The 26,688-nt window shown below is 55.6% G+C and carries 24 protein-coding genes and 2 pseudogenes; 12 read left to right on the top strand and 14 right to left on the bottom strand.

Annotated elements, in window-relative coordinates; translation table 11 throughout:
• Positions 1-39 precede the first annotated feature (39 nt).
• Positions 40-1,047 (top strand): annotated as a pseudogene (locus ABIE20_RS22565) (HAMP domain-containing protein); the annotation flags it as partial.
• Between the two features lie 102 nt (positions 1,048-1,149).
• Entirely contained in the window at positions 1,150-1,905 is a 756-nt protein-coding gene (locus tag ABIE20_RS22570) for a methyl-accepting chemotaxis protein (protein WP_429507527.1), read from the top strand.
• 147 nt (positions 1,906-2,052) lie between these two features.
• Here ABIE20_RS22570 and ABIE20_RS22575 read toward each other — a convergent pair whose 3' ends face one another.
• Entirely contained in the window at positions 2,053-2,355 is a 303-nt protein-coding gene (locus ABIE20_RS22575; protein WP_429507529.1) for a hypothetical protein, read from the bottom strand.
• Between the two features lie 194 nt (positions 2,356-2,549).
• On the opposite strand from ABIE20_RS22575, the gene ABIE20_RS22580 reads away from it, so the two are divergent.
• A complete protein-coding gene (locus ABIE20_RS22580) occupies positions 2,550-3,485 on the top strand; it encodes a cyclase family protein (RefSeq protein WP_429507443.1) in 936 nt (311 codons plus the stop codon).
• Positions 3,486-3,649: 164 nt separating this feature from the next.
• On the top strand, positions 3,650-4,987 hold the full coding sequence (locus tag ABIE20_RS22585; RefSeq protein ID WP_429507445.1) for a ferredoxin reductase family protein: 1,338 nt from the start codon (positions 3,650-3,652) through the stop codon (positions 4,985-4,987).
• Between the two features lie 3 nt (positions 4,988-4,990).
• On the opposite strand, the gene ABIE20_RS22590 is transcribed toward ABIE20_RS22585, so the two are convergent.
• The 8 genes from ABIE20_RS22590 to ABIE20_RS22625 all read right to left on the bottom strand — a co-directional run bounded on the left by ABIE20_RS22590 (position 4,991) and on the right by ABIE20_RS22625 (position 11,329).
• Positions 4,991-5,743, bottom strand: coding sequence for a sulfite exporter TauE/SafE family protein (locus tag ABIE20_RS22590; protein WP_429507447.1), 753 nt, complete (start codon positions 5,741-5,743; stop codon positions 4,991-4,993).
• A 96-nt stretch (positions 5,744-5,839) separates the two neighbouring features.
• Positions 5,840-6,712, bottom strand: coding sequence for a hypothetical protein (locus tag ABIE20_RS22595; RefSeq protein ID WP_429507448.1), 873 nt, complete (start codon positions 6,710-6,712; stop codon positions 5,840-5,842).
• A 285-nt stretch (positions 6,713-6,997) separates the two neighbouring features.
• Entirely contained in the window at positions 6,998-7,426 is a 429-nt protein-coding gene (locus ABIE20_RS22600) for a hypothetical protein (RefSeq protein ID WP_429507450.1), read from the bottom strand.
• 1 nt (position 7,427) lies between these two features.
• Positions 7,428-7,847 carry a hypothetical protein gene (locus ABIE20_RS22605; RefSeq protein WP_429507451.1) on the bottom strand — a complete coding sequence of 140 codons (420 nt, stop codon included), beginning with the start codon at positions 7,845-7,847 and terminating at the stop codon, positions 7,428-7,430.
• A complete protein-coding gene (locus ABIE20_RS22610; RefSeq protein ID WP_429507452.1) occupies positions 7,844-8,752 on the bottom strand; it encodes an NAD synthetase in 909 nt (302 codons plus the stop codon). Before ABIE20_RS22610 ends, ABIE20_RS22605 begins: the two co-directional genes overlap by 4 nt.
• Positions 8,753-9,142: 390 nt before the next feature.
• Positions 9,143-9,373, bottom strand: coding sequence for a YhfG family protein (locus tag ABIE20_RS22615; protein WP_429507454.1), 231 nt, complete (start codon positions 9,371-9,373; stop codon positions 9,143-9,145).
• Positions 9,374-9,453: 80 nt separating this feature from the next.
• On the bottom strand, positions 9,454-9,897 hold the full coding sequence (locus tag ABIE20_RS22620) for a hypothetical protein (RefSeq protein ID WP_429507456.1): 444 nt from the start codon (positions 9,895-9,897) through the stop codon (positions 9,454-9,456).
• Between the two features lie 166 nt (positions 9,898-10,063).
• Positions 10,064-11,329: a phospholipase D-like domain-containing protein gene (locus ABIE20_RS22625; protein ID WP_429507458.1), complete on the bottom strand. Its 1,266-nt coding sequence runs from the start codon at positions 11,327-11,329 to the stop codon at positions 10,064-10,066.
• 112 nt (positions 11,330-11,441) lie between these two features.
• Between ABIE20_RS22625 and ABIE20_RS22630 the strand changes: the two genes are divergently transcribed.
• Positions 11,442-12,785: a hypothetical protein gene (locus ABIE20_RS22630; protein ID WP_429507459.1), complete on the top strand. Its 1,344-nt coding sequence runs from the start codon at positions 11,442-11,444 to the stop codon at positions 12,783-12,785.
• 88 nt (positions 12,786-12,873) lie between these two features.
• Here the strand turns inward: ABIE20_RS22630 and ABIE20_RS22635 are convergent, their stop codons facing one another.
• The 3 genes from ABIE20_RS22635 to ABIE20_RS22645 form a co-directional block, all read right to left on the bottom strand.
• A complete protein-coding gene (locus ABIE20_RS22635) occupies positions 12,874-13,725 on the bottom strand; it encodes a hypothetical protein (RefSeq protein WP_429507461.1) in 852 nt (283 codons plus the stop codon).
• Positions 13,726-13,828: 103 nt separating this feature from the next.
• Positions 13,829-14,119 carry a DUF3077 domain-containing protein gene (locus tag ABIE20_RS22640; protein ID WP_429507463.1) on the bottom strand — a complete coding sequence of 97 codons (291 nt, stop codon included), beginning with the start codon at positions 14,117-14,119 and terminating at the stop codon, positions 13,829-13,831.
• 81 nt (positions 14,120-14,200) lie between these two features.
• The gene (locus ABIE20_RS22645) at positions 14,201-14,428 is read right to left on the bottom strand and encodes a hypothetical protein (protein WP_401287329.1); all 228 of its coding nucleotides are present in this window, start codon (positions 14,426-14,428) and stop codon (positions 14,201-14,203) included.
• Positions 14,429-14,855: 427 nt separating this feature from the next.
• Between ABIE20_RS22645 and ABIE20_RS22650 the strand changes: the two genes are divergently transcribed.
• From ABIE20_RS22650 to ABIE20_RS22670, 5 genes are all read left to right on the top strand, one after another.
• A complete protein-coding gene (locus ABIE20_RS22650) occupies positions 14,856-15,818 on the top strand; it encodes a GNAT family N-acetyltransferase (RefSeq protein WP_429507464.1) in 963 nt (320 codons plus the stop codon).
• Between the two features lie 207 nt (positions 15,819-16,025).
• Positions 16,026-16,928, top strand: a complete 903-nt coding sequence (locus tag ABIE20_RS22655; RefSeq protein WP_429507465.1) for an HNH endonuclease — start codon at positions 16,026-16,028, stop codon at positions 16,926-16,928.
• Positions 16,929-17,354: 426 nt separating this feature from the next.
• Positions 17,355-18,611, top strand: coding sequence for an integrase domain-containing protein (locus tag ABIE20_RS22660; protein WP_429507466.1), 1,257 nt, complete (start codon positions 17,355-17,357; stop codon positions 18,609-18,611).
• Between the two features lie 949 nt (positions 18,612-19,560).
• Positions 19,561-20,544, top strand: coding sequence for an integrase domain-containing protein (locus ABIE20_RS22665; protein WP_429507468.1), 984 nt, complete (start codon positions 19,561-19,563; stop codon positions 20,542-20,544).
• Complete coding sequence (locus tag ABIE20_RS22670; protein WP_429507469.1) at positions 20,537-20,812, top strand: hypothetical protein; 276 nt, start codon at positions 20,537-20,539, stop codon at positions 20,810-20,812. The genes ABIE20_RS22665 and ABIE20_RS22670 overlap by 8 nt, the downstream gene beginning before the upstream one ends.
• A gap of 308 nt (positions 20,813-21,120) precedes the next feature.
• Here ABIE20_RS22670 and ABIE20_RS22675 read toward each other — a convergent pair whose 3' ends face one another.
• The gene (locus tag ABIE20_RS22675; protein ID WP_429507470.1) at positions 21,121-24,132 is read right to left on the bottom strand and encodes a DEAD/DEAH box helicase; all 3,012 of its coding nucleotides are present in this window, start codon (positions 24,130-24,132) and stop codon (positions 21,121-21,123) included.
• 404 nt (positions 24,133-24,536) lie between these two features.
• Here ABIE20_RS22675 and ABIE20_RS22680 point away from each other — a divergent pair.
• A pseudogene (locus ABIE20_RS22680) lies at positions 24,537-24,659 on the top strand (integrase domain-containing protein); the annotation flags it as partial.
• A gap of 98 nt (positions 24,660-24,757) precedes the next feature.
• Positions 24,758-25,063: a hypothetical protein gene (locus ABIE20_RS22685; protein WP_429507471.1), complete on the top strand. Its 306-nt coding sequence runs from the start codon at positions 24,758-24,760 to the stop codon at positions 25,061-25,063.
• A 175-nt stretch (positions 25,064-25,238) separates the two neighbouring features.
• On the opposite strand, the gene ABIE20_RS22690 is transcribed toward ABIE20_RS22685, so the two are convergent.
• Positions 25,239-26,687 (bottom strand): N-6 DNA methylase, encoded by a 1,449-nt coding sequence (locus ABIE20_RS22690; protein WP_429507472.1) that lies wholly within the window; start codon positions 26,685-26,687, stop codon positions 25,239-25,241.
• Position 26,688: the final 1 nt, after the last annotated feature.

The raw sequence follows: 26,688 nt of genomic DNA on the forward strand, positions 1-26,688 counted from the left end.
GACGCGTATCTGTATGGCGATGGCGTCGCGCAACTGGTGATGTTCTTGAAAGCCCAAGGCACCGACAATCTGCGCCACGACCTGACCGAACAGACCCGCAAGGCCCTGGGCAAAAACCCCGACCTGCTCGGCCTGTACCTGGTGTTCCTGCCCAACGCCCTGGACGGCAAGGACGCAGTCTTTACTGATCAGGCCGCCGTCGGCAGCAACGAAAACGGGCGCTTCTCGCTGTACTGGTCACAGCCCAAGCCCGGCGAGCTGGAGTCCGAAGCCATGCCCGAGTCGATGCTCGCCGACACCAGCCTGTCGGCCAACGGCTCGGCCTACAACCGCTGGCTTACTTGCCCGCTGGAAACCGGCGAGGCCTGCGTAGTCGATCCGTACTTCGACAGCGTCGGCGACCGTACGCCATTGATGACCAGCATCGCCTTCCCGCTCAAGCACGACGGCAAGATCGTCGGCGTCATGGGCCTGGACATCAGCCTCGACAACCTGCAGCAACTGAGCCTGGACGGGCGCAAGGAACTGTTCGACGGCAACGGCCAGGTCAGCATCGTCAGCCCCGCCGGTTTGCTCGCCGGGCATAGCCGCGACGCCGCGCAACTGAGCAAGCAGTTCGAGCAGGTGTTCGGCCAGCAGGCCAGCGCCGTAGCCGCGCAGATGCGTGCCGGCAAGGCCTCGGAGTTCACTGACAACGGCGTGTTGCAGGTCAGCCAGTCGTTCGCCCCGGTGCCCGGCGCGCAGCCGTGGAGCGTGTTGCTGGAAGTGCCTGAACAGGTACTGCAAGCGCCGGCGATTGAACTCAACGCGCGCCTGGACGCGCACAACAGCAGTGCCAACCTCAGCAGCCTGCTGATGGCCCTGGCCGCGGCCGTGCTGGGCCTGGCGGTGATCTGGCTGACCGCCCGTGGCGTGACCCGGCCGATTTTGGGGGTGGCGGCGATGCTCAAGGACATCGCCAGCGGCGAAGGCGACCTGACCCGGCGCCTGGACTACGCCAACAAGGACGAACTCGGCGAATTGACCCACTGGTTCAACCGCTTTCTCGACAAGCTGCAACCGGTGATTGCCGACGTCAAAGCCTCGGTGCAGGACGCGCGCAGCACCGCCGACCAATCGGCGGCGATTGCCAGCCAGACCAGCGCCGGCATGCAGCAGCAATACCGCGAAGTCGACCAGGTGGCCACCGCCTCCCAGGAAATGAGCGCCACCGCCCAGGACGTCGCCCGCAACGCCGCGCAAGCCGCCGAAGCTGCGCGCGGCGCCGACCTGGCCAGCCGCGAAGGCTTGAGCATGATCCGCAACACCACCAAGGCGATCGAACGCCTGGCCAATGAAATGACCGCCGGCATGCAAGAAGTCCAGCAACTGGCCAGCCGCAGCGAGCAGATTGGCTCGGTACTGGAAGTGATCCGTGCCATCGCCGAGCAGACCAACCTGCTGGCCCTCAACGCCGCCATCGAAGCCGCCCGCGCTGGCGAGGCCGGGCGCGGCTTTGCGGTAGTGGCCGACGAAGTACGCAACCTGGCCAAACGCACCCAGGACTCGGTGGACGAAATTCGCCAGGTGATCGAAGGCCTGCAACAAGGCACCCGCGAAGTGGTCGACACCATGCACAGCAGCCACCGCCAGGCGCAGGACAGCGTCGCCCAGGCCGAACAGGCGCTACCGGCGTTGCAGCGTATCGGCGAAGCGGTGACGGTGATCACCGACATGAACCTGCAGATCGCCTCGGCGGCCGAGGAGCAAAGCGCGGTGGCCGAAGAAGTGAACCGCAACGTGGCGGGGATTCGCGATGTGACCGAGTCGCTGTCGGGGCAAGCGCAAGAGTCGGCGCAGATCAGCCAGGCGCTGAACCGGCTGGCCAATCATCAGCAGGGGTTGATGCAGATGTTCAGGGTGTAGCGCTCTCCTGTGGAAGCCGGCGTTGCCTGGATTGCGACCGCTGCGCGCTCGATCGCTGGCAAGTCCAGCTCCCACAGGGCCGGCATACACAGATTCACTGTGGGAGCGGGCTTGACCCGCGATGAGACCAGCAGCCAATGCACCCTCTCACCGCCGCCGATAACTCTTCTTGCCACTGGGCGTCAGGCAGTACACCCCACCCCGCGGCCCAGTGCAGAAGCTCCCGGTCCCACAACCACAGCCCTCACTCGCCCCACGCAACGGCTGCACAGCAGGCCGCGCAGCACTGCCGCCCCTATACGCCGTGCAACTGCGTTTCGAGGCACTGATCGACCCGTCATTACACAAAAACAGATCGCCATCACAGCCGGCAACCCCACCCTTGCGCCCGGAGCAAGGCGTGTTGCCCGCCAACGCCGTAGACGCGGCCAACACCAGTACCAGGGCCAACCCTAGCCGCCCGTAAAAAAAACGCGCCACAGCATTCCCTCCGTAGAATATGGCCGAATGCTATCAGCCTTGCCTTAGCACAGCAAAACCCGTCCATCCGTGCTCCCAGGGCAAAACTGATTGTCCCCGGACCGGCTTTTTCCCGCGCCCCGCGTTGCACAGAATCGGCCCCCTTATTTGCACAGGACCGACTCATGAAACACTTCAAACCCCTGCTCCTCGCCACCGCCCTGGCCATCACCAGCCAAACCACCCTGGCCGCCGACTGGCCCCCCTCGCCCTACGGCGCCAGCGACGAAATCGGCGCCGCCAACCTGCTCACCCCTGAAGTGGTAAAGCACGCCATCGGCCTGGTCACCACCGGCAAGACCTACGCCCTCGGCGTGCCGGTGAGCAAAGACCTTCCGGCCTTCCGCCACCGAAGCTTCCACCTCTACAACATCCAGCCGGGCGAACAGGCCGGGCAAACCCTGGGCAAAAACAAATTCACCTTCAACGACGAGCTGGTCAACGGCTGGACCGGCGTCGGCACCCAGCTCAACGGCATCGGCCATATCGGCATCGACAACGTCTACTACAACGGCAACAAGGCCGCCGACTTCGTCACCGTCGAAGGCGTAACCAAACTTGGCATCGAAAAAGTCCCGCCCATGGTCGCCCGCGGCGTGGTGCTGGACATGACCGCCCACTTCGGCAAAGCCATCGTCCCCGGCGGTACGGTGTTTAGCGTCGAAGACGTCAAAGCGGTGCTGAAAAAACAGGGCATCACTCTGCGCAAGGGCGATGTGGTGCTGTTCAATACCGGCTGGTTGGAGCTGATCGGCAAGGACCACGCGCAATTTCTCGCTACCGAACCCGGCATCGACATGCCGGCGGCGCAGTGGCTGGCCGACCAGGGCATCGTCGCCTTTGGCGGAGATACCTGGGCCTCGGAGGTGTACCCGAACCCGTCGGGCGAAGAGTTCCCGGTCAACCAGTTCATGCTGGCCAAGCGCGGCATCTACAACCTCGAGCTGATCGACACCCGCGCGCTGGTGCGCGACAAGGCCTTCGAGTTTCTGTTTGTGCTGGGCCAGCCACTGTACAAAGGCTCGACCCAGGTAAATATCAACCCGGTGGCGATCCGTTAAAGGCGTAATGAGTAACGTTCACAGCAAAGTCCAGCAAAAGATATCACTTTATTCGCTAACTGATTGATCCATATCAATATTTAACTAGTTAACCAATAAACAGATGCCCGCAACTGCCCGCTTAATGCCGAGAATGTCTGCACCATTCACGGTGGAGAGTAGAGTTGAAGCGCATCAAGATAGTGTTGTGGACGTTGTTCATCGGCTTGACCCTGCTATGGGCACTGGCAGATACCTTTGTGCCCACCCCACTGACTTATTTCTCGCTACGTTCAGTGCTTGTGCAATACACCGGCGTCATCGCCATTGCCGCCATGAGCGTGGCGATGATGCTGGCCGTGCGCCCGCGCCGCCCGGAACCGCTTTTGGGCGGGCTCGACAAAATGTATCGGCTGCACAAATGGCTCGGCATCAGCGCCCTGGTGTTCGGCAGCGTGCATTGGATCTGGGCCAAGGGCACCAAGTGGGCGGTCGGTTGGGGCTGGCTGGTCAAGCCGGCCAAGGGCGGTGGCGCGGCGCCGGAACTCGGCGCAATCGAGCAGGCGCTGCGCAGCCAGCGCGGCCTGGCTGAAACCCTGGGGGAATGGGCGTTCTACGCCATCGGCGTGCTGATCATCCTGGCCCTGGTCAAGCGCTTCCCGTACCACTGGTTTGCCAAGACCCACACAGTACTGGCGGCGCTCTATCTGGTGCTGGTGTTCCACACCGTGGTGCTGCTCAAGTTCGACTACTGGCTGCAACCCATCGGCATCGTCACCGCCCTGCTGCTGGTCGGCGGCACGCTGGCGGCGCTCCAGGCACTGTTCAAGCGCATCGGCAAGCAGCGCAAAGTCCGGGGACAGATCCAGACCCTGATCCACTACCCCGAGGCGAACCTGCTGGAAACCCATATCGCCCTGCAAGCGGGCTGGCCCGGGCACCAGGCCGGCCAGTTTGCTTTTGTGACCTCATCCGAGTCGGAGGGGCCGCACCCGTACACCATCGCCTCGGCCTGGGACCCGCAAGCGGCGCAACTGCGCTTTATCACCAAAGGCCTGGGCGACCACACCCGCCGGCTGCCAACGCGCCTGAAAGAAGGCGACCCGGTGACGGTAGAAGGCCCGTACGGCTGCTTCACCTTCGAAGACCAAAAGCCCCGGCAGGTCTGGATCGGGGCCGGCATTGGCATCACCCCCTTCGTGGCCCGGCTCAAGCAACTGGCGCTGGAGCCGGACCGGCAACACAGTATCGACCTGTTTCATCCATGCGGGGTGTATGCAGCCGACGCCATCGACAACCTGCGCGCCGACGCGGCCGCTGCGGGCGTGCGTTTGCACCTGTGTGTGTCTGGCCAGGATGGCCGGCTGAATGGCGAACGCCTGCGCCAGGAAGTTGCCGACTGGCAGCAGGCGAGCTTCTGGTACTGCGGCCCTGCGGACTTTGGCCAGGCCCTGCGTGACGACCTGGTGGCCCATGGTCTGAAGCCGAAAGACTTCCATCAGGAACTGTTCCAGATGCGTTGACGATCAGAGCACGTGGCGCGCCAGCAGCCCGGGCACGGCCGCCACCAGCATCGCCCCCCCGGACAAGGTCAACAGGCCCAGCACCACCCGGCGGAAGGTTACCTCGCTGATGCCGATGTACACCCGCGTACCGATCAGCGTCGGCAGCAGCATCGCCGGCGCCACCACCGCGAACATCGGCAGCATCGACGGGGTCACCAGGCCGGTGCCCAGGTACGTGAGCATGGTCACCATCAGCATCGACAGATTGAAGTTCTGGATTACCGCTCGCTGCGCGTCGCGATCAAAGCCGCGCAGCGTGCACCACAGCGTCGGCACCGTACCGGTAAAACCGCCGATGCCACCCAACGCCCCGCCCGCCATTCCCACCACCCCATCGGCCAGGCGCCCGCCGCGCAACCGCGGCAAGCGCGGTGCGGCCAACATCAACGGGCACCAGAGCACCAGCAAGGTGCCGAACACCGCCTTGAACCAGAGCATATCCAGGTAAGGCAACACCCACACCCCCATGGGAATGCCCGCCAGCCCGCCCAACACAAACGGCCACAACAGCCCCCAGCGAAAGCCCCGGCGCATGCTCAACGCCGCAATCAACTGCCCGGTCAGCCCGCCGAACACCGTCAACACCGCCGCCACCTGCGGCTCCAGGCTCCAGGCCCAGAACGACATCGCGACCATGCCGAAGGCAAAGCCCGACAGACCCTGGACAAAGCCGGCGACCATGGCGCCGAGGGCGATCAGGTAAAGAGGGTCCATGAGGCGGTGGCGTCCTTTTCGTGGTGACGGAGAATCAGAACTGGCACACATGCTATTACAGTGGGAGCGGGCTTGCCCCGCGATAAGGCCGCCAGATCACTTACCAGCCTTACGCAACCGCAACCGCCGCACCACCGCAAAACGCTTACAAAACTGCCGATGGTGGTGACTGTTCAACAAAACCAGCGCCACCGAAGGCAGTGCAATCGAAGTCGCGGAAAAAAACAGATGGATACCGCCTCCCAAACTGGCGATGGCCATTAGCAGGCTCGTCACCGCAACCGCGACGAGGCACCATACCCCCCAGGCAAAACCGTTAGCGATCAGACCAGCGCCTACGCCACACACCGCCGCCCCGAGCAAAATCACAATCACCACATACCCCATGTTCTCGAGGTGCTCGGAAAAGTTGGCGTATTCCAGCTGCACCGTTGCCAGCGCAATAGAGGCCATGGTCAAGAAAAACGCGGCGCAACAGCGGCCCATGTAACGCCCCAAGAACGCCGCCATCCCCGGATACCGCAGCACATCCACAGGCTCACCAGGCAAGCGCTTGGCTCGCGGAGCCCTGCTGATCTCGACGAACCTTGCATATAGCCGCCGATAGCCCTGGCTGTTGAACACCAGCAGGCCAGCCAGGGGACAGAAAAGCGCCAGGTAATAAACCAGCCCAGGTGGACGCTGGGCATACATCCCCAAAGCGACCAGCAAGCAGCACACCAGCAGTGCCACCAACCACCAGATCAACCGCGTGCTCCCCCACACCAGCAAGAGGTGCAGCAGGGTCGGAATAACCACGCCGTTCTTCACGCCGCGCAGGATGTCGGCTGAACTCATGGCGCTCAGTGAGTGTGTGCCGTTAATCATCAGCATCAGGCTCATGAGGGAAGCAACGGACAGCAACCAGCTTAAAGTCAGCAGCGGGAAATTGCGGCGCAGGCAGGCGTTGATTTGTTCTTGGTGATTCATCCGTGAACCTTTGAGGGTGAGGGTTCGATTTTATCGTTTGCCAGACACAGGCTTGAAGTGATTGCGCCGGATATCCGACAGGGTTTTGCTCATCTCTCGATAACGGCGGCTGTTATACGCCAACAGCGCCACCTGCAAAACACGCCTCTCCCAGGCGGATGATCGCATCGGTGAAGGAAATGAAAGTCAGGAAAAATCCGCTCTATAGCAAGGAGTGAGCATTGACGTATGTAAGCCGGTAATTGCGACGGATCTAGCACTGGCTCGTTCTCCTTGCCGAACTCGCTAAGTGAACCCGTCCCGTCCTCGGTTCTCCCTCTCCCGCAACCTCATCAGCCGCCGTCGCATCTCGCGGTGTCGCTCGCTGTTGAACAAAAGCAGAGCCAGCAACGGTGCCAACAGCGCCAGGGTAAAAAGTGGCATGGGCGTGCGGGGGCCATAGGTGGAAAGGGTTAGTAGCATGAACGCGCCAAGCACCATGACGACAAGCCATATGCCGGAGCGCCGCCCTCGAAGCTGAAGCATGTTGCCCACGCTCAGCAGCAAAGAGCAGACCACGAGTGAAGAAATGATGTACTCGGGTAGGTCGGGATGGGTCTTGAAATGAAGCAGGCTCGCGAGTGCTATCGCCAGTGAGAAGGAAAAACAGCTCAACATCAATGCTGCGGCATAGACGGGGAAGTAGCGCTGTGAAAACCGCGAAGCCATGCTCATCTCAGCGGACTCTCCACTTTTTACGCTGCTTACGTATCACCACCAGGCGTTTGCACATCATCCGGTAGCGGCGGCTGTTGATCGTGAGCAGGGCAGATAATGCGGTGATCAACGACACTGCGAAAAACACACGGTTAGTCGATGCCCCGTATGTAGCAAAAGTTGCTAAAAGGCTAGTCAAAACAAGCGCAACGGTGATCCAGACAGCGTGGACAAAGCCTCTCAGTAACAAGATGTGAGCTAGGAACAATACAAACGAAGCCCCAAGTACCGACAGCATTACCTGCTCAACGTCATGCAGATAAACACCTAGAACATGTACCGACGCAAAAACCATGGAAAACAGCACAAGAAAAAAGCCGTTTGCAAAGTACGAAAAATATCGCATCATTCGTTCGACGACCGCAGGAACGAGCATCATTCGTCTAATTCCTCATAAAGCCCCAAGACAATTGTCTGGACGTTAGTATTGCTACCAATCCCCAATGCCACACCCAATGCGTCCTTGATCAAAGTGGTGGTGGAATGCTTGATCTCTGTTGGTGTATATCGCTTAGGTAGATTGCCTAAACGCTGCTGCAACCTGATCTGCTTAGCTGTTAACGAAGGGGGTTTGATCGATAGCAATTCTGCCGTCAAACTCTTGCGCTGTTGACGACTCAGCCCTCTCAACAGATCGAACCAACCTCTACCTGTAGCGTTCTTACGAACCTGTAAAAGCCGAAAAATGCTCATAGAAGAAGCTGCCAACCCCGCAGACGAAATGGCTTCAAGCGACGACTCAATTAAACGCACAGCAACCATGTCATCTAGGAAATCATTCAGTTCAGGCTTGGCAACTTCAATAGTGGTTCTCATGCCCCCGATAACACACAGTCCAATTCCTGCCACAACGGCCGCTGTGCTCACAACCGAAATCGCGACGCCAACCGGGCCGCCAAAAGCCACTGCAATGGAACCGCTGTATAGCACCCGCCAACTGATGTAGGTACTCACGCAGGTTGCAGCAGTACCCAATAGCCTCTCGAAAACTCTAGGCTCTCGTGGATCGCTGCTGAGCTGCTCCAGATACTGTGCAGGAGCCAAATACCTTTTTACCTCCCGTAACACCACCCGCTTAGTCAACACACTACAAATCGGCCGAAACTCCCGCAACGTCACCACGTTGTAGTCCGCATCGATGTACACCACCCCTGCCCCGACGATCCCGGGGTCGGCATCAATCGCTGCAAACAGTCTCGGCACATTAACCATGCTCTCAATCCGCTGGCGCGCAAAGTACTGCGACGGGCCCGCGCCAAGCCCGCTCATCCTTGAGTCGTTCATGGGGTCTCCTGAAACGTGAAAGCGCCTGCAAACCCGAAGGTTGCAGGCGCTTGAGCGGCCTAGTTTTAGCAGCTAAAGATCAACGTTTCAGAAGTGTACTTTTGCTGTGTGTGTCGTCCTACACGTTCAAAAGAGGAAGTAAACGAAGGGGGCGTAGGACGCATCTTTTTATGCTTGAATGATCGTGTCCCATCAGATTGCTAGTTGCCGATATCCTGGACCGGTGTACACGAGTGATACGACAAACGTCTGCTATGCACACGGTTTAAGTCGTGCCAATAGTCATGCCAGACACTCGATACAAATCTTAAGCGCGCAGCAGAGTGCCGTCTTGAATCGTCATACCGGTATAGCGGTATGGATCCTGACCTACCCCATACTGATCCAGAATTAGCCCTTGGCTTGTTGTCGATAGGCTTCGAGGATCGCTTCACGGGCAGGTAGCTTGCGTTCAGCATCATCCGGTGTGACATCGATGCCTGCGAGACGCAGGCTGGCCGAATAATTGGACTGACGTGTCTTGGCGCAATGGGCTTTCTTGGCGTGCAAGCTTGGCGCTTTCAAAGGACTGACCTCATGTGCTGGGCAATGACGCCGAGTAACAACTCCAGGAACGGCCATCCCCTCTCCCTCTAACCTCTGTCGGCCAGAGTGGGAGCGGGCTTGCCCCGCGATGAAGCCTGTACTGCTTACCTTGCCACTCATGCTTTATCACCGCTTGCTAGCCATCGATTCCGCATCCTGCGTATGACCACCACACGTTTGCACATTTGGCGGTAACGTCGGCTGTTGATGGCTAGCAAGCCGAGCAAGGATGCAGCCAATGAGGCCACAAACAGAAGCATATGAGATGACCGTCCGTAGGTTGAGAGCGTGGCAAGGAAGCAAACAAACAGCAGCACAACAATTATCCATACCGCCCAAGTGCGACCACGAATCAGGATTAAGGTCCCTAACGTGATCGCCAGCGTACCGACCGCCAGCATGCCCATCGCAAGCTCTGACTCGTAGGCGTGCTTCAAAAAATAGGTATTGATTACGCTTAATGTAGCCATTGCCGTAGCGAAAAGTGCCAATAGGTATGTACCGATCAAACACGGGTAGAATCGACGAATAAATACCCACATCTGGGCCTGACTGATCACGATTCACTTCCCTCGACTAGGCTAAGCGCTACTGACTGTACAGCACTGCTTCCCCCAACTCCCGATCGACTCGCGAATCTTATGCCAGTTATGTCGTCCTACGCACTCAAAACAAGAATAAAAACAATGCCCTGTAGGAAGAACCATCAGGGCGCTCGTAGACCTTTTACCCTGCCATAGTTTCCACCGGGTCAATCACCCGCAACGCTACGTTTGAGCTCAGTTCGACCAGGCAGAGCAGGTGCGAAGTTCCATCGCCACCGAAGAACTTGTCTGCCCGATCACCGGTCAGTTTTTCCTGGAACTTGAACGGTGTCGTGATAATTCGCTTGATATCTTCCTTGAAGCTCTGCGTATTGGCGTTGATCCATTCGGCTGCCTTGCGTCGCTCGGCAATCGGCGCTTTGGGCGTGTCTGTGCTCCTGAGCAAGACGGCAGGATCGATATCAAGGTCTTCGGTGTTGTAGCGCATGAACACATGGCACAGCTCATTACCCTGGTGGTCAGCAACCGCCACACGCAAGTTGTACCCGCCCCTCCTCGCCTTGCACGCCTGCTCGGTTGCATCAACGCCAACCTCCCACTGCACCTGGCCTCTGATTTCGCCCTTTTCCATATCGATCTGGTTTTCGATGAACGAGTACACCGTTCTGTTCACCCTGACCCAGCCGAGCTTGCCGGCACCGGATATACACAAATAGCGGTGCTGAGGCTTGAGCTCGTGGGGGGCCTTGCCGATGGACCAGCTCAACAGCTCTTCGCCTTTCAACGAATGTTGAAGCTTGGCGTTTTTTTCATCGTAGCGAGAAACGATGGTGCACTTTCTGGGATGGGACTGCGGCCGCTTGGCCAGTTCCGAGCGAACCTCGGCATCGATTGCCCGCTCGCCGCGTTGGGCACTTGCGCGCGATTTCTCGGCAGCAATCAAGTCGCAATCCAGTTCTTCGGCCTGCTTGCGCAACGCATCGTATTTGCCAGCCAGCGCCTGCGCAGCATTGTTAACCGACTCCAAAAAGCCCGGCGTCAACAAAGTGGCCTTGCGCTCCATCTTCGCCACTAATGCCTCAACGCCCTTGCTGACCCCGCGAACGCGAACGTTGGTCTCAAAATTCGCACTCGCACCCCGCTCGGTAAAATTCTGGCTGCCCAAGGTCACAAAGCGGTCCTTGGCAACGACCATCTTCGCGTGAAGATTGGGCAGGTAGTAAACCGGGATTCTTTTCTTCAGAAGGGCTTTGATGGCACTGTAACTGGAGGCACCCGACGCAAGCACCTGCACATTGACCAACGTATAAACCTTGGCGCTTTTACCCAGTTGGGCAATTTCCAGCGCGACCGAACCGGTCAGGTACGGCGAGAAAATCTTCAGATCAACCTTGTCGTTTTGCAGCTGTTCTTTTATCAGCGGCACGATATTGCTAGTGAACTTCAATCGTCGGCATCCTTGTTCGAACCTCTGCCGATAATACTACATTGCCACTACTGAACGATTAGCCCAAAATCCCGCCCCCAGCACGCCCAAGCCGCCCTACAAGGAAACCGCCATGGCCCAGCCCCTGCTCGATGCCTTCATTGCATGGATGAGCGCCAACCTGGACAACGCCACCTTCGCCCATCGGTACCAGAACCGCATGAGTGGCGAGCACTGGCACTGCAGCAGCCTGTTCAACGCCTATGCAACGTACGACTGGCCGCACCCGGCGATTACGCACCTGGACATCGACAAGGGCAGCGACATCACCAGCAACACCCGCGCACTGACGGCGCTTGAGCAGCAACTGCAACGCGCCTTGGCGCCCGCGCCTGAAGACATCGCCGCCAGCCGCGCGGCCATTGATGTGATGATCTGGGGTGGCGTACAAAACGGTAACGTCAGTTGGCTGACCAACAATGCCGAGGGCTTGGCCCAACTGTTGATCGACACCCGCGATGCGATCGACAGCGGTGCTCTGAATCATCAACTGCTGCTGGACCCCGAGCTGCGCTTCAACGCCGGCATGACCAAGGTCTACTCGCTGATCTGCAAGCAGTTGGGGATTTACGACAGCCGCGTTGCTGCCGCGCTGGGCTGGGCGGTGGTGAAGTTCTGCAAGCAGGTCGAGCCTGAACTTACCCAGGTACCGCCCGAGCTGGCCTTCCCCTGGGCGTCGGCAAGGCCGAACAAGGGCATATCCAAACAACGCGATCCGTCCCAGGGCAACTTGCAGTTCCCGTCGCTGCAGGCCGGTACGCTGCACGCGCAGTGGAACATCCGCGCCAGCCAGATACTCGCGGCGGTACTCGCCCATGACAATGCAAAGCACAGCGGCTTCAACCAGGACGACGGTACAGGCAGCAGCCCGTTGCGACGCCTGGAAGCGGCCTTGTTCATGATCGGCTACGACCTGGGCGGCGGTACGGTAACGAATTCGCAGCCAAAGGCTACCAGCCAGAGCGAGGTAATTGTGCCAACGGTGGGCTGGACTGAAGGCTGGACGCCCACACAGCGCAAGGCTTTTCTCTATCGCCTGACCGACCAGGGCTTCGAAACCCAGGGCAAGAGCATCACCCGCTACCCGCTGCAGGTGGTCAACGATACTCTCAACTACCTGTGGCGGCAGTTCGGTCGCGGACAGTTCCCCTTGGCCAACAGCGCCGACGGCGTGCCGGCCGGCACCAGCGAAGAAGGCATCGGCACCGCTTACTACCATGCAATCAACCGGCAACAGCGGGTGCCGGAGTCGAGCCGCCTGGCTGCGATCCTTGAGGACCTCGGGGTGATTCAGCTAGTGAGCCGAGGGAAAAAACACTGGGTGTTGAACCTCGAGTTGCTGGACGCTAACCATAAAGGCGCTTTGGATATCGAGCCGCTGGTGCTGCGTTTGCTTGAAGACGAAGCGCAGGACTGAGCTAACGATATACGGGGGTGACCGAGCACTGAGTGCTCGGACACCCGCCCCTACATCACGAATACGCGCTCGTCAGTCCTCCCAACACTCACGCCGGCTCAGCTCGAGCCTTATCCAGTACCTCGCGAGCCTTTCGCACCATCAGATCGAAACGGTCCACCAGTTGGGTCATCGCCTCCAGGGTGTCCATCTCCTCATCACTGTCATGCTTCTCCAGCAACTTGCCGATGCACTCCACCACGGCTGGCGACCAACGCTCGTCTTCTTCACCCACTTCAATCAGTGAATGCAAAGTATTGAGCCCGCGCTGCCCACCCGCAGTAATCGCCTCGGCCTCTTCGGCGAGCGCAAACGCTGGCTGTGCTTCGGCCAAAAACTCTGGCGCGAAGGCTTCATCCTCTACCCTGGCCGTTACCTCTGTAGAGGCCACGTCGGAACCTGGTTCCCCCTCAATCTCAACCGCCCGCACCAACTCGCCGATAAAGCTTTTAGCCTCACCGCTGAGGTACTGCACCGTGGCCAAATGGGTGTTGCGCTTGGGTGACTGCGGCAGAAAGAAGCGCACCTGCTCGCCCTCCCCCAACACCGCATCGCTCCAGTCGCGCAAGGTGGCGCCGTAGGCCAGTCGCGGGTAATTGACGCGCGGATACAAACGCTCGACCACCTCATCGCTCAACGACTCTGGATCAACCAGCACGCCATACTTGTAAAGCAGATCGAAGGTCACCTTCGAGCGCTGGTCCAACAGCTGCGGATCGACTCCCTTGTGATACGGCCCTGCCTGTACCCGCTGAGCGGCCAGCAACGTACGGCTGTCCAGCACCCTCAACAACTCATCCAGCGCCTGCTCGGCGCTTATGCCCTCTGACGGAACCCATTGAGCAAGAATCGACTGGGCGTTGGCCACCGCGTCGGCGATGGTCTGGTTGGCACTAGGCATGAGAGGTCCTTTCACAATGGCTTGGAAATCAAGGCGTTCCCGCGATAATGGCGAATTGCTAGCCATCTATGCAAGCACACCTTGATTGCCACCAATCAGCGCATCATTGCGGCCGGTCCAGCATGGCGTGAGCCACATCCTCCACCAGGGCTTTGGCCATGCCGCTAAGGTAATGCGCCGCCCAGGTCAGCTTGGGATCGTGCTCGATGCCAGCTTGCAGGGTCAGCCGGTTTACGCAGCCCATCAGCACTGCCGACTGCTCCAGAGCGAACGCCGCACTGTGACCGGGCTCGACGCGGAACAGCCTTTGTGTGGAATGCCCACTTTCGCCTTCACCGAAGGCCGCGACGCCAGCGGTCTTAACGATGCTGGCTGCTTTCAAATCCTCATCCATTGACAGGTCCTCCTGCTGAAATCGCTAGCCCGCGTTGCTAAGGGATTTCGTCAGCAACGCGGGCGTCTGCTTATAGGCAACTCAGTGGCGTGACTGCACCTTGCTCAAGGCCACTTCGACCAGAGCCCAGGCGTGTTCGATTTCATGCAGGGTCGCCAAGGTGAGGACCTGGTCGGGAGCTTTGGGATGGAGCAGGACGGATTGTCGGGCGATGGTCTGGGCGCGGACCAGGTATTCGGAGGTCTGGACCAGGAGGTCTTCGAGGGATTGGTTGGGGTGGTGAGGTGGGTCGGGGACGATTTTTAACATCAGGTATTGCTCCGTTTAGATGGAGCCGCCACACCCAAGCTGTCAAACAAAGAGGTGGCAGCTGTACGCGGGTTGACAGACCGGTAAACGAAGAAACCCGGCGCACACGAAGGTGCCCCACGCACAGCCGCCATTACGCAGGTGCACAGATGGTTTCATTTGTTGCGGTCTGTCAAAACCGGTCGTTGAATTGGCAACGACTGGCGGAGACTAGAGCGCTCAAGGAACCACTGCAATGGCTTGAAGGCGGTGGGAGTATGATTGGGAAATGGACTACATGGAATCAGGAAATTCTGAAGAATTTGATGGGGCGGATGTTCATCAGCAAGGTCATCGAAAAGAACGGCAAAAGCCTGCCAGAGTGCGCAGGCTGTTCGCCATTCACTAGCGTTTTGCCATAAAATGGCCGGTTGCCGAAAGAACCGTCATGGCCATAGCCATGAAGGGCTTTCATTCTTTCCAAATAACTGTGGTGAAGATGAACAAGCCTTTCATTTCGCTGTGCCCGGAAATTACTCGGGCACATGCACTGACGCTCATGGATTGGTTGGAAGATGAGCGCGTTACCTGCTACTTGAGCGATTCGCGTCATGTCTCCCGCTCCATCGAGCAAGTTATCGATCGAACCCAATTGCCGATCCTGACCCATCTATTCAACCGGGGCGGCCGATTCTTCATGGCCTACGACCGGCATGATGCCCCGGTGGGCTTTGTCCGTCTCATCAAGACCGGCCCGAATTGCGAGATCGTCCTGGTCATCGGAGACAGCGACAAATGGGGCCGAAACCTTGGCGCCCGCACGATCCGCGAAGGCATGAAACTGGCCTTCCTCGACATGCGCGCCGAGAAGCTCATCGCCAAGATCCACCCCGACAACACCCGCTCGCTGAAAGCCTTTGTGCGCAGCGGTTTTCTGCTTGAAAGCGAAACACCGACATTGAAGTCATTTTCCATGACGGCGGCGCGCTATCTTCAGTACCTGCGCGAAGGTGCCGTGGCCGACTCCACTGAGATCTACATCACCGAAATCGACAAGGCCAGGCTCGAGAGCCTGATCGCGCTTGAGCAAGGCCCGGCGGTTGTTGAACTCGAACATGAGCTTGAGCGCGCCATTGTCGTCACGCCGCAGCAGGTGGCGCGCAATGTCGTCACGATGAACTCCAGGGCCTTGCTACAGCTGGACGACGAAGAGATCGAAGTAGCCCTGGTCTACCCTGAAGACGCGGACAGCAGCGCCGGAAAGTACTCCGTGTGTTCCGACATCGGCGCCGCCATCCTCGGCTATCAGGAGGGGGACGCCATCGACTGGCGAGTTTCTGACCGGACCCGCCGCATCGGGATCAGAAAAGTGCTGTACCAGCCGGAGGCTGCGGGCGATTTCCACTTGTAATTGCGCCTTTAGCTAAGTGCTCCATCAGGCACGAAGATCCCCAACGATTTCCGTGCCTGATGCAGACAGGGTGGACAAGGTCAGGACTTGGCCAGAGGACCTCCTTCCTGCGCTCGATTTGGTAACAACAAGTAGGACTATTCCTTCATTTTCGTAGGATCTCGCGGTATGGTTGCTGGCGATATGCCAGACCTGTAAGGACGCGAGATGCAATTTTTCTGGGTGAACCTAGGTACAACGCACAAAGAGGCCAGGGCCGGCAATTTTCTCTGGGCCCCGCTGAGTTCGCGTACACAAGCCGGCAAGGTGCAAACCCGTCGCCACTGGGACAACGTCGGTAAAGTTAAAGCCGGAGACTTGATCTTCTGTTACCACGACAACTACCTACGCGCGATTGCCAAAGCCGAGCGCGATGCCTACCAAGCCGAACGCCCTCCAACTCGCTCGTTCAACGAGTGGAGCAACCAAGGGCACCGAGTCGATATCACCCTCACCGACCTCAAGCACCTTTTACGCAGCGACGACATTGCACCCACCTACCAGGCGCAATTCGACGCCCGCACAGAGCCATCGTTGTTCAACAACAAAGGCAGTGTGAATCAGATCTACATGGCGCAGTTGCCTGCCGATGCTGCGCTGTATTTGTTGGAACAAGCCGAGGTTGTTGCTGACTACGAAGACCAGCTCGTAGATGCCGGATCGCCAGGAAAAAGCCCTTCCGTTACGACTCGAGAAGCGCTCGTAAAGGCTCGTGTTGGCCAAGGCGCGTTTCGAACAGGGCTGCTCAAACGCTGGGACAAAAAGTGTGCGTTGACCGGGCTAAAAAATCCCAACCTGCTAGTCGCCTCGCACATTCAAGCTTGGGCCTTAGCCGACAACAAAGCCCGACTGGATACAGACAACGGATTGCTGCTGGCCACCCACATTGATCGACTCTTCGACTGTGGGTTGATTTCTTTTGGTGAGGATGGGCAACTGCTGATCAGCGACGAGTTGGCAGCGGAGGAACACAAAATTCTAGGGCTGGACCAGTACACATCGATTCCCACCTTGAGTGAGGGCAATCGCCGCTACCTTGAGAAGCACCGCAAGCGATTTAGTTTTGCGTAGGGGGCGTTTTCCAGATCGAGTAAACTCCGCGCTATAGACTTTCTGATCTACACAGTCCTTTTTGCCCGAAATCAAAATCAATTGACAAGGCAAAAGATCTGCAACCATAGAACCTCAGGCTTCAAGGGGACAATGGTTGGTTTGCTTAGTATCTCGGACTCAATGTGCTCGACCAGCCCCTGAGGAAACCAATATTGAACAAGGGTGAGACGGGGGTTCAAATCCCCCCGGCTCCACCAAATGATCAAAAAAAGACGTCCATGGACGTCTTTTTTTGTGCCTGAAGCCCAGTAAATACAAGGCCTCCAGCGCTTTTACGGTCTTTTGAGAGTTTTTGAGTTCCAGCCATTCGGGTATTCCAGACGGTATTCCAGTCCGTCCGGTGCTAATCTTTGGAATACCGAATCAGTGCCTGAGGACAATCTCATGCCTGCTCAAAACCTCCGCCTCTCCGATCGACAGCTCAAGGGAGTCAAACCCGCGTCCAAGGATTACGTCCTCACGGACGGTGACGGTTTGCAGCTCCGCGTACGCAGCAACGGCTCGTTGCTGTGGAATTTCAATTACCGTGAACCGGTGACCAAGAAGCGCATCAACATCGGATTCGGGACCTACCCCGAACTGTCACTGGCGAACGCACGAAAGAAGGCAGTCGAAGCGCGCGAGTTGCTCGCCCAAGGCATCGATCCGAAGGTGCAGCGCAATACGTTGAATGAAGCCAAACGGGCAGAAACGGAACATACCTTCGAGAATGTGGCCACCGCCTGGTTCGAGCTCAAAAAAGACTCGGTGACCCCGGCCTACGCCGAGGACATTTGGCGGTCGCTCACGCTGCATGTATTCCCTGACTTGAAGACGACACCACTCGCAAAAATCACCGCGCCGATGGTGATCGCATTGCTTCGTCCAATCGAAGCGAAAGGCAGCCTGGAGACGGTCAAACGTCTTAGCCAGCGGCTAAACGAGATCATGACCTACGGCGTGAACTCAGGCCTGATCTTCGCCAACCCTCTTAGCGGCATCAGGGCTGTATTCAAGAAGCCCAAGAAAGAAAACATGGCTGCGCTTCCGCCCGAAGAGCTCCCCGAGCTCATGCTGGAGATCGCGAACGCCAGCATCAAACGCACCACCCGCTGCCTGATCGAATGGCAGTTGCACACGATGACTCGCCCCGCCGAGGCGGCGACGACTCGCTGGGCAGACATCAACTTTGAAAGGCGTGTCTGGACAATCCCAGCAGAGCGGATGAAAAAGCGCCGCCCACACAGCATCCCGTTGAGTGATCACGCTGTCGCACTGTTGGAGTCACTGAAGACTCACAGCGGCCATCGCGAATACGTCTTCCCGGCAGACAGAAATCCACGCACTCATGCCAATAGCCAAACCCCCAACATGGCGTTGAAACGCATGGGGTTCCAGGATCGGTTGGTCAGCCACGGCATGCGCTCGATGGCCAGCACCATTCTGAATGAACATGGGTGGGACCCGGAACTCATTGAGGTCGCACTGGCGCACGTCGACAAGGATGAGGTGCGCAGCGCCTACAACCGAGCCGACTACATCGAGCGCCGGCGTCCGATGATGGCCTGGTGGAGTGAGCACATCCAGAAAGCCGCCACCGGTAGCCTGCTCGCCTCAGCATACGGTCAAGTCAGAGACAAGAACGTGGTGCCGATCCGCTAGCGCTGTACAGGCGCAAGAACGGCAGCAACAACTGAACGTTCAAGATTCGGGGCAAGCAGCCTCGCTTATCCGCTTCTAAGCGCGGGTCCATCCAAACAGGGCTGCAAAGCCGCCCTGTTTGGATGGACCTTACTTTGAAGAGCTAAAAGCGACCACGTTGTCCAGGACTTACCACGGAATTCCACCGGTGGATAACCGCTGTTCAAGTCCAAATTGGCGCTGAATTTCGAACCTTGACCAGGTTTATCCACAGGCGTAGAACTGGCCGTGCAAGCGCTGTCGATGACAGCAACTCAGGTGACCCGAACCTTGAAGGTCACGCCGCTCCCGCGGTGGTTCCCCCCAAAAGGCGATTCGCGTCCGGCAGCTCGCCCGGTCACCTCCCCGGTGATGGATGCCTACTTCAGATCATAGCCCTCGTGCGCCAGACGACACTTCCTACTTCGCTGCCCTGCAGCAATCTATCCGCTTGGCCGAATCTTGCGCCAACCTGCGCCCGTCTCTTTCTCCTGGAAAGAGACGGGCGCTTCTGACACTGCTGCAGCCCTGATCGCACATGGCTTTGCGGCAATTCCCCTCGTGACATTTGGCGTGACAAACGCCGATGTCACCAGTAACAGCGCTGCAGATGATGGTGCCGCAGACCAGGGAATGGACTGCACCTGACTGACAGTCAGGCATGCCCCGGTCATCACATCGCTGCGTTCACCCGGCTCAGGATCTTCAGGCGCTGGTCTCGTCAGTCAGTGCTGCCTCCACCCGCCCACCGGTAACGGTGCTCAGGAGGCCAGATCATGAGATGCCCTTGCTCCCGGTCGTAAGGAGCCGCCAGTCCCGCGTAGAGGACATTCCCCACAGGTCGCAGGGGCCTTGATCCCTGATAACACTCAGCATTCTTGGCGGGATGACGTGGGGCGAGGATCGGAGATCGGAAGATGAGGTGATTGACATGGCATTGGTGGGTAGACGAGATGGCCGCAATTTCGGCTACGGCAGGCAATTGAGCTACGCAGGACCGCAGGCGCTGAAAGACATGTTCGGCGGTGGCCACTACGGCACGGTCAAAGCGCACTGTGATCGGTGGCAGGCATTCGTGAAGTGGTGCCGCTCCGAACAGGGTCCCGGTATCAATGATGCACGGCAGGTTGATCGGAAAGTGTTGGCCGACTACGCGGCTTATCTACGCGAGGTAGTTAGGCGCGGTGACCTCGCCATCAGCACCGCGGAAAATCGGCTATCCAGCGTTAACAGGACCATGGCGGCGCTTCGCGGTGATCAGTACGTGAAATTGCCCAGCCCGAGCAAGGCGCTGGGAATGCAGCGCACAGGAGTTCGACAGTTGGTGCCACAAGGCCAAGACCGCGAACAGGTTAAGCAGATCGTCGATGCGCTGTGCAGCCATCATCACCTACGCGCTGCCGCGATCATTCTGTTGGCGCGAGCCACCGGCATGCGCTTGCGTGAGGCCATCCTAGCTGACCTGCCACGGTTGAGCTGTGAGGCTAACGACCTAGACAGGATAAACATTCAGGACGGCACCAAAGGTGGCCGCGCCGGTGCCTCAGCGCCACGGTGGATTGCGGTGGACGACCATGTTCGAGATGCCCTTGGGTTTGCACGGCATGTGTCGCCTGCGGGTAGCCGCAATCTGATTGCGCCAAACGAAAGCTACCTGAATCTTCTGCAAGAAAGCATCCGCCCTGCGCGGGACATCCTGCAAGCACACAACCTCAAGGGCTTCCATGAGCTACGAGCGGCGTATGCATGTGAGCGCTACGAGCAGATCACCCAACACCCCGCGCCAATCAATGGTGGCAAATCTTGCCAGGTAGATAAGAACCTTGATCGCGAGGCCCGGAGGCAAATCAGCTATGAGCTGGGGCACGGTCGGATTGCTGTGAGCGCTGCTTACATTGGTGGCAGGCATGATTAAGCCATTCGACATGGATCTGTTCCTGGCTGGAGTGTTAACCGGCTCACACGCAACCCGGCGACGCCATATACGACAGGCGAAAATCATCCAGGTTGAAATTGCGAAGCGCTGGCAACGAGAAACGCCTTGGGCTTGGCAGAAAAAGCATGTGGCCTGGTTTCTCAAGCACAGCCTGAGCCACCGCAGTGAGGCGACAAGGTACTACTACCTGCTAACGGCCCGGCTGCTCGCTCGACGTCTAGGTACGTCTTGGCTTTTCTATCTTTAATTGAGAGCTGATGCTATTGGTTACCGCCATCAGCAATTGGCAAGAAGCGGAGCGAGATCTCTAGAGTTCCTGTATCGCTATAATGCGTCAGGAGCCTAGTACGGCTGAAGGGTATTAAGCACCTGCCCAACGCCCGCATGAACAGCTCGATTCTCATGCTGATAACTGACACATCAACCGACGATGCATTGCCTGAGAAGGAGTATTAAAGATAAGCCACCACGCATACACGGTTCAATTCAACCAAGGTAAAAAGGCCTCAGAATTTAGAGGCCTATGCGCTTTAGCTCTTATCAATGGAAACGAGCTTACGGGGATGTGAAAATTTTGATATCCACATCAAGCTCGTCTGCAGTGCTCAGCCAGTCCTCAATTAGTTGATACGCCTGAATACTTGTGGGCGAACATGCAAGCGGGCTCTGCATACTTCTCGTGAAATGACTAGCTGAGAAAGAGTTACCGGCAACAATCCAAATCTCCTTCTTACATTTCATCGATACTCTCCGCTCACAGATAACATCCCAGACCCTCTCAGAAAGTGAGTCATCAAGTGGTGCAGGATGATTAATAGAGCCTTCCACCAACCTATAACGAGTATCTAGCGGAAACTCAGCACCAGCAGCGGGCCAGGATTGCTTCCATGTTGAGAAATTTCCAGGCTTCACCCTTTTAAGCCCTGAAACCAACATGTGGATGTTTTTTATTGCCTGGCTACCAACTTCCGCAATAGCACCAGCTGGAGATTGAGGATTTAATGAATCACCACATTTAACATGAACGAAGCACAATTTTTCCGGCGAAGACAAAATGAAATCAGCAGGCTCAACGCCCATATCACAACAAAGAACTACATCACAGCCAGGGATATATGTTGCGAACGGACCAAGAGTTCCAATTGGAGTTGTTTGGTCCCCATACCCCTTCAGCAAGTCGATTAAATAAAATATCGAATCCGTATCAAAATCAGTTCTAGTAGTCCGATGATATTTATGGTTGAGAGTGTGCCCCTTCTCTTTGAGAGCTGGAGCTCTAAGTGCGTCAAGCGGAAAAAGGGCATTGCCTGCAAAGCTTTCTTCAGCAGGAATTCCGCGTTCGTAGGGTAAGGCTAGCTTGTAAAAAGCTCCTGCCAGATAAGTTACGCCGTCTTCGTACAGCACTTTCAATCTATGCCCGGAATTCAAGTACTCCACTACCCATTCGATATCGGCTCTTCCTTCTGATGCTCCACTTAGAGCAACCTCAAAAAACCCATCATCATCCGAGTAACTTAACGAAAGTTCTATAGGATCACCTTGAGCGTCGAAAGTAATCCCCTGCTGATAGTCAACATAAATAAAATCAGGATAAATCACACCGTGATTCGTCGCTTTAGGGCCTTCAAGATCTGTAAAATCTAGCAGAACTGACAAAATTTCTGACGTGGGTTTTTCGCTGACAGGCTGAGCATAGGACTTGATCAGTCGCCCAGCATTCCCTCCAGCATTGATACATTGGCTTATCGCATCGACCCATTCAGAAATGTCTTGAAGAGTGAAATTGGATTCTTTTTGATCGACGACCCGCCCCGACCTAGCGCCAATGTAAAAACTACTGTCTCTTTTGCCGTCCAGGCCAATATTATCGACCTTTACCATAGTTAATGCGTACCGGGAGTTACTTTGACTGCCGCGCCCGCCATCAAGATTCTGCCCTTTCAATGCTACGGACTCTGGACGGCGCAAAGCCCGGCCAATAGCACGAGCGTGAGTTTCCTTAATCTGATTAATTGCTGTTTTAGCAGCCAAAGCAGTCAGCTTGTCAATATGAATTGCATTACCAAGCCTATACTGCTCCTGATTGTAATAACGGCCACCGCCGCTATCGAAGATAGCGACACCCGAATCAATTTCTTTTACCACAACTACATGCAGCCTAGGCTCAAAGAAAAGCTTATTTGTAAAAAACTTTGAACTTTTGAACTCGACATAAATCATGACCTGCAAATCAAGAACTTCTTCATAAGTTTTGACTAGCGATCCAGAACCATGCAACTCCCAATACAATCGATCCATCAGTAGCGGCAGAGAAAAATCAGCCTCTTTTTGTACAAAGCAGACTGACGCATGAGGGATCTTGAGATCGTCTTCTGGATCAACACTATTGAGGTCAACTCTTTCTTTGAACTTACTATCAAAATAACTATATCTTGGAAAGCTCTCCAGGAAAGATTCAATCAAATAACTTGTGCTTAATGAGCTGACAAATTCGCCTGCACCACCATTGGCGAGATAGCTATCAAATTTTTGATATCCATCCCACATGCCCTCATTCGCCCCGCGGCTCAGGTCGATCACCAGCGGTTGGGTTGCTCCATACCGGCGTACAATCCGACCTACTGCCTGAACTAGCTCACGACCACTACCCAGCTCATAGGTAAGTATCAGTAACTTAGCCTCAGGGATGTCAACTCCTTCATCAAGCTTGTGCTGGTGAATTATCACCCGCACCCCCTCAACTTTAAGAGCTGGACCAACTCGTTTAAATTTATTTTGCGCCTCGTCGATTTCTAGTCGCTCGTGCACGCTTGCCGTGATGAATGATTGAGAAAGGAGCTCATGGTACTTTAATATCTCTTCGAGACTCTTGCATTTCACAATACACTTCACATCTTCATTTTCACCTAGATAGCCTAGGATGCCTGCAAGCAAATCGTCCTCCCTATCGACTTGCTCGTACTGTGGCTCCATAATAACCCCATCATCAATGGCCTCTTTAAATGTAAAAACATAAAAATGATCGGTACTTACATTCAGCTCAAACAAGTCATTACGATAAGGAGTTGCCGTAACCACTACTTTCATCGCTTCAGATTGACGTATTATCTCACGCCAAACTGGAGAGGGCTCAGAGTGCCCTTCATCTACAATAATTAGATCAAAATCGCTTTGGACATTCTTTAATTCTTCGTCACTCAGAATCGTCAGCTTCTGAAAGCTTGTGATATAAACTCCGTCGCCCTGATCGAAATTAGAGTCCCTATAGGTTTTCTTTAACTCAAACTCTTGATCGCCAATTGTATTACGGAAGAATTTTTTCGAAATCTCTCTAAATAATTGATCTTTCACGGCCTTTCTGTGACATATCACAAGAACCTTCAAGGCATCTGATAGATGTGATATAAGCGAGATAACTCCTGTTTTACCCGCACCTGTTGGCAGGTTGATCAAAAACCCTCTCTCAGTATCGTTTTCTTCGGCATACCTAACGAAGCTACGCACTGCTTCTAACTGACACTTCCTTAGCTTTTCTTCAGTAGAACCCAAATATTCCAAGATAGTCACAGCAGTCTTCCATGTAATTAAAGATGGTCTTTTCGGCTCTTCAGGCCACGACGCGCAGACATAACATCAAAACGCCATTATCCCATATACCTTGACGCCAATGGTAGCTACTTGATCAGCCCACATTGGAAACGATCGAGCCTTCTTTCACCGGACGACGCAAGCCCATCCTTCGTCCGCTCTTGGCTAAGAGTGTCCCTCTACCAACTGCACCCTTGAGTCATCCACAGTAACCATTATTCGAACGAGTGGCTGCCATGCCTCAAGGAGGCAACTCTTGACTAAATCTCCTGGCATGAGTGAAAGGTTGGGCGGCCTTTAGAAGGATATTTTTAGAGATAGATCGAAGAATAATTTTAAAATATATCTACGAAACATATGGTTAGAGTGCGTTTCGACTCCCGGTGCCGCAGATCGTCGATGCGCTTTGCAGCCAACATCAGCTATGGGCCGCCGCGATTGTTCTGTTGGCGCGAGCCACTTGCATGCGCTTGCGTGAGGACATCTTGGCTGACCTGCCACGGCTGATCGACCCAGCACTTGATCAGCAAGCGCGCCGACAAATTAGCCTAGAACTAGGGCACAGCCGAATCAATGCGGCTTCGGCATACATTGGTGGCAGCGCATGAACAAGCCGTTTGATATGACACTTTTTTTGAGCGGCGCACTCACAGGCTCACAGTCCACGCGACAACGACATCTAAGGCAGGCCAAAATTATGCAGACAGCTATTCAAAAGCGCTGGCAACGTGGCAACCCTTGGAACTGGCAGCTGAAGCATCTACGCTGGTTTCTTACGCAATATCTAAACGACCATTCTGATGCAAGCCGGTACTATTATCGTCTCACGGCATCATTGATCTGGACGCGAATGGGCACCGACGACATAAGCCGAACATCCAGGTACATATTGACCAGTGCGAGGCAATAACTTCTGCTCGCTCAGCGACGACGGGTATCCTTCCATGAAAACTTTTATCGACTATTATTCATACACTTGACACGCTAAAATACCAAACTAAAGACAACCAAAGACGACAGCCGACCCAATCTAATCACCGCTCACAATTCACCCCGAAGACTTCATTGCACTGTTGCTAAACATTCTAGACTTCAACATTACCCAGAAATTTTTTCATCTCCTCCTGCAACATACTTAACTCAAGCTGCAGCTTACATTGAACCTTCATTAGCGAGGCCACTGATTCCGTTTCCACCTTGGCAGCAAGGGCAACGTACTTTGAAACGGTCAAATCCCAATCATTTTCGGCCAAAGCTTCTAGAGACACGCAACATGCGAGCCCCTCAACAGACTTTCGCTCAGAATACAAGCTCAAAATACTGTTAATGGAACTACTTTCTAGCCGATTTAAGCGCTGACTTCTTGAAAAAAAGCTCGCCCCATCAATGAAAAGCACATCTTTAGTCTTCGACACCAGCTTCATCAGCAAGATATTGGCTGGTATAGCAGTACCATAAAAAGACATTGGCGGAATTGAAATAACGGCATCCACATTGCTCTCTACAAGCATTCTCCTTCTAATTTCCTTCTCACTCCCCCCCCTAAACAAAACACCCATAGGTACGATTATTGCCGCACGACCATTTTCATTCAAACTGAAAAGAAGATTTTGTATAAACGCGAAATCCGCATTCGACTGAGGAGGTGATCCATAATATAAAAAGTTAGCCGAATTCCCGGTTTCCCAATTTCGAAGTGAAAAAGGCGGATTTGCAATGGCCAAATCAAACTGGCGAGCAACTTTTTCCCGATAGTCCCCACTCATTAATGCATCTTTTACTTCAATACAATCCGCACCAAGGTCGTGAACCAATGCATTTGCAAATGCTACAAACGCTGTCCTAGGTGATTTTTCTAGCCCCAACACCCTCAGCCATCCTACATCTGATGATTGCTGCACATGATTTATCGCCCCTACTAAGAACTCACCAGAGCCACATACTGGATCATATAGCCTTTCCCCTGACTTGGGATCAAGAAGCCGAATCATCAGCTTTACTATTCCATCCGGAGTAAAAAAATAGCCTGAACCATTCGAACTCCTTTCCGCAAGGACCAACAAGAACCATTCAAACAGCCCTCCTAACCCTCCTTCTTCCTTGCATTCGCCAAACTGGAAAGATACAAATACTTCCCACATTCGCGCTAATTCACGACCCTCCGGTGAATTTGAGAGCATGGCCGTCTTAACTTTATGCCAAATCGACAGCAAAAAACCCTTAAAAAATGTTTCAGGGCCACGCAAACCAACCTGATCAGTAATCGCCGACAAAAGTTCCACTCCGTTCAGCTCTTCAAGATCGCCGATTCTTAGCAGCCTCCTGTCTTCTTTTAGGGACTCCCACTCTTCCCTTACTAAGCCGTTTTCATGCTTTATAAGATCATACTCGCCCTTTAGAAGATCATATTCTTTCTTGCAAACCATGAGAAATAATAAACTTTCTTCCGCATCAATTTCAGCATCCTTGGACTGCATTAGGGAGAAGCTTTCCAGTACAAAATCTTTCAATCCTGCAAACGACAGTACTTTCATC

This window comes from Pseudomonas sp. 2835, assembly GCF_050435905.1.
Classification (GTDB): Bacteria; Pseudomonadota; Gammaproteobacteria; order Pseudomonadales; family Pseudomonadaceae; genus Aquipseudomonas.

Bases quoted from the DNA above. Each gene is read 5' to 3' on its own strand.
- ABIE20_RS22610 (WP_429507452.1), bottom strand. From the start codon at position 8,752: ATGAACGACTCAAGGATGAGCGGGCTTGGCGCGGGCCCGTCGCAGTAC.
- ABIE20_RS22660 (WP_429507466.1), top strand. From the start codon at position 17,355: ATGCCTGCTCAAAACCTCCGCCTCTCCGATCGACAGCTCAAGGGAGTC.
- ABIE20_RS22650 (WP_429507464.1), top strand. From the start codon at position 14,856: ATGGCCATAGCCATGAAGGGCTTTCATTCTTTCCAAATAACTGTGGTG.
- ABIE20_RS22600 (WP_429507450.1), bottom strand. From the start codon at position 7,426: ATGAGCATGGCTTCGCGGTTTTCACAGCGCTACTTCCCCGTCTATGCC.
- ABIE20_RS22665 (WP_429507468.1), top strand. From the start codon at position 19,561: ATGGCATTGGTGGGTAGACGAGATGGCCGCAATTTCGGCTACGGCAGG.
- ABIE20_RS22690 (WP_429507472.1), bottom strand. From the start codon at position 26,687: ATGAAAGTACTGTCGTTTGCAGGATTGAAAGATTTTGTACTGGAAAGC.
- ABIE20_RS22605 (WP_429507451.1), bottom strand. From the start codon at position 7,847: ATGATGCTCGTTCCTGCGGTCGTCGAACGAATGATGCGATATTTTTCG.
- ABIE20_RS22670 (WP_429507469.1), top strand. From the start codon at position 20,537: ATGATTAAGCCATTCGACATGGATCTGTTCCTGGCTGGAGTGTTAACC.
- ABIE20_RS22595 (WP_429507448.1), bottom strand. From the start codon at position 6,712: ATGAATCACCAAGAACAAATCAACGCCTGCCTGCGCCGCAATTTCCCG.
- ABIE20_RS22590 (WP_429507447.1), bottom strand. From the start codon at position 5,743: ATGGACCCTCTTTACCTGATCGCCCTCGGCGCCATGGTCGCCGGCTTT.
- ABIE20_RS22630 (WP_429507459.1), top strand. From the start codon at position 11,442: ATGGCCCAGCCCCTGCTCGATGCCTTCATTGCATGGATGAGCGCCAAC.
- ABIE20_RS22615 (WP_429507454.1), bottom strand. From the start codon at position 9,373: ATGGCCGTTCCTGGAGTTGTTACTCGGCGTCATTGCCCAGCACATGAG.
- ABIE20_RS22645 (WP_401287329.1), bottom strand. From the start codon at position 14,428: ATGTTAAAAATCGTCCCCGACCCACCTCACCACCCCAACCAATCCCTC.
- ABIE20_RS22635 (WP_429507461.1), bottom strand. From the start codon at position 13,725: ATGCCTAGTGCCAACCAGACCATCGCCGACGCGGTGGCCAACGCCCAG.
- ABIE20_RS22570 (WP_429507527.1), top strand. From the start codon at position 1,150: ATGCAGCAGCAATACCGCGAAGTCGACCAGGTGGCCACCGCCTCCCAG.
- ABIE20_RS22640 (WP_429507463.1), bottom strand. From the start codon at position 14,119: ATGGATGAGGATTTGAAAGCAGCCAGCATCGTTAAGACCGCTGGCGTC.
- ABIE20_RS22580 (WP_429507443.1), top strand. From the start codon at position 2,550: ATGAAACACTTCAAACCCCTGCTCCTCGCCACCGCCCTGGCCATCACC.
- ABIE20_RS22685 (WP_429507471.1), top strand. From the start codon at position 24,758: ATGAACAAGCCGTTTGATATGACACTTTTTTTGAGCGGCGCACTCACA.
- ABIE20_RS22655 (WP_429507465.1), top strand. From the start codon at position 16,026: ATGCAATTTTTCTGGGTGAACCTAGGTACAACGCACAAAGAGGCCAGG.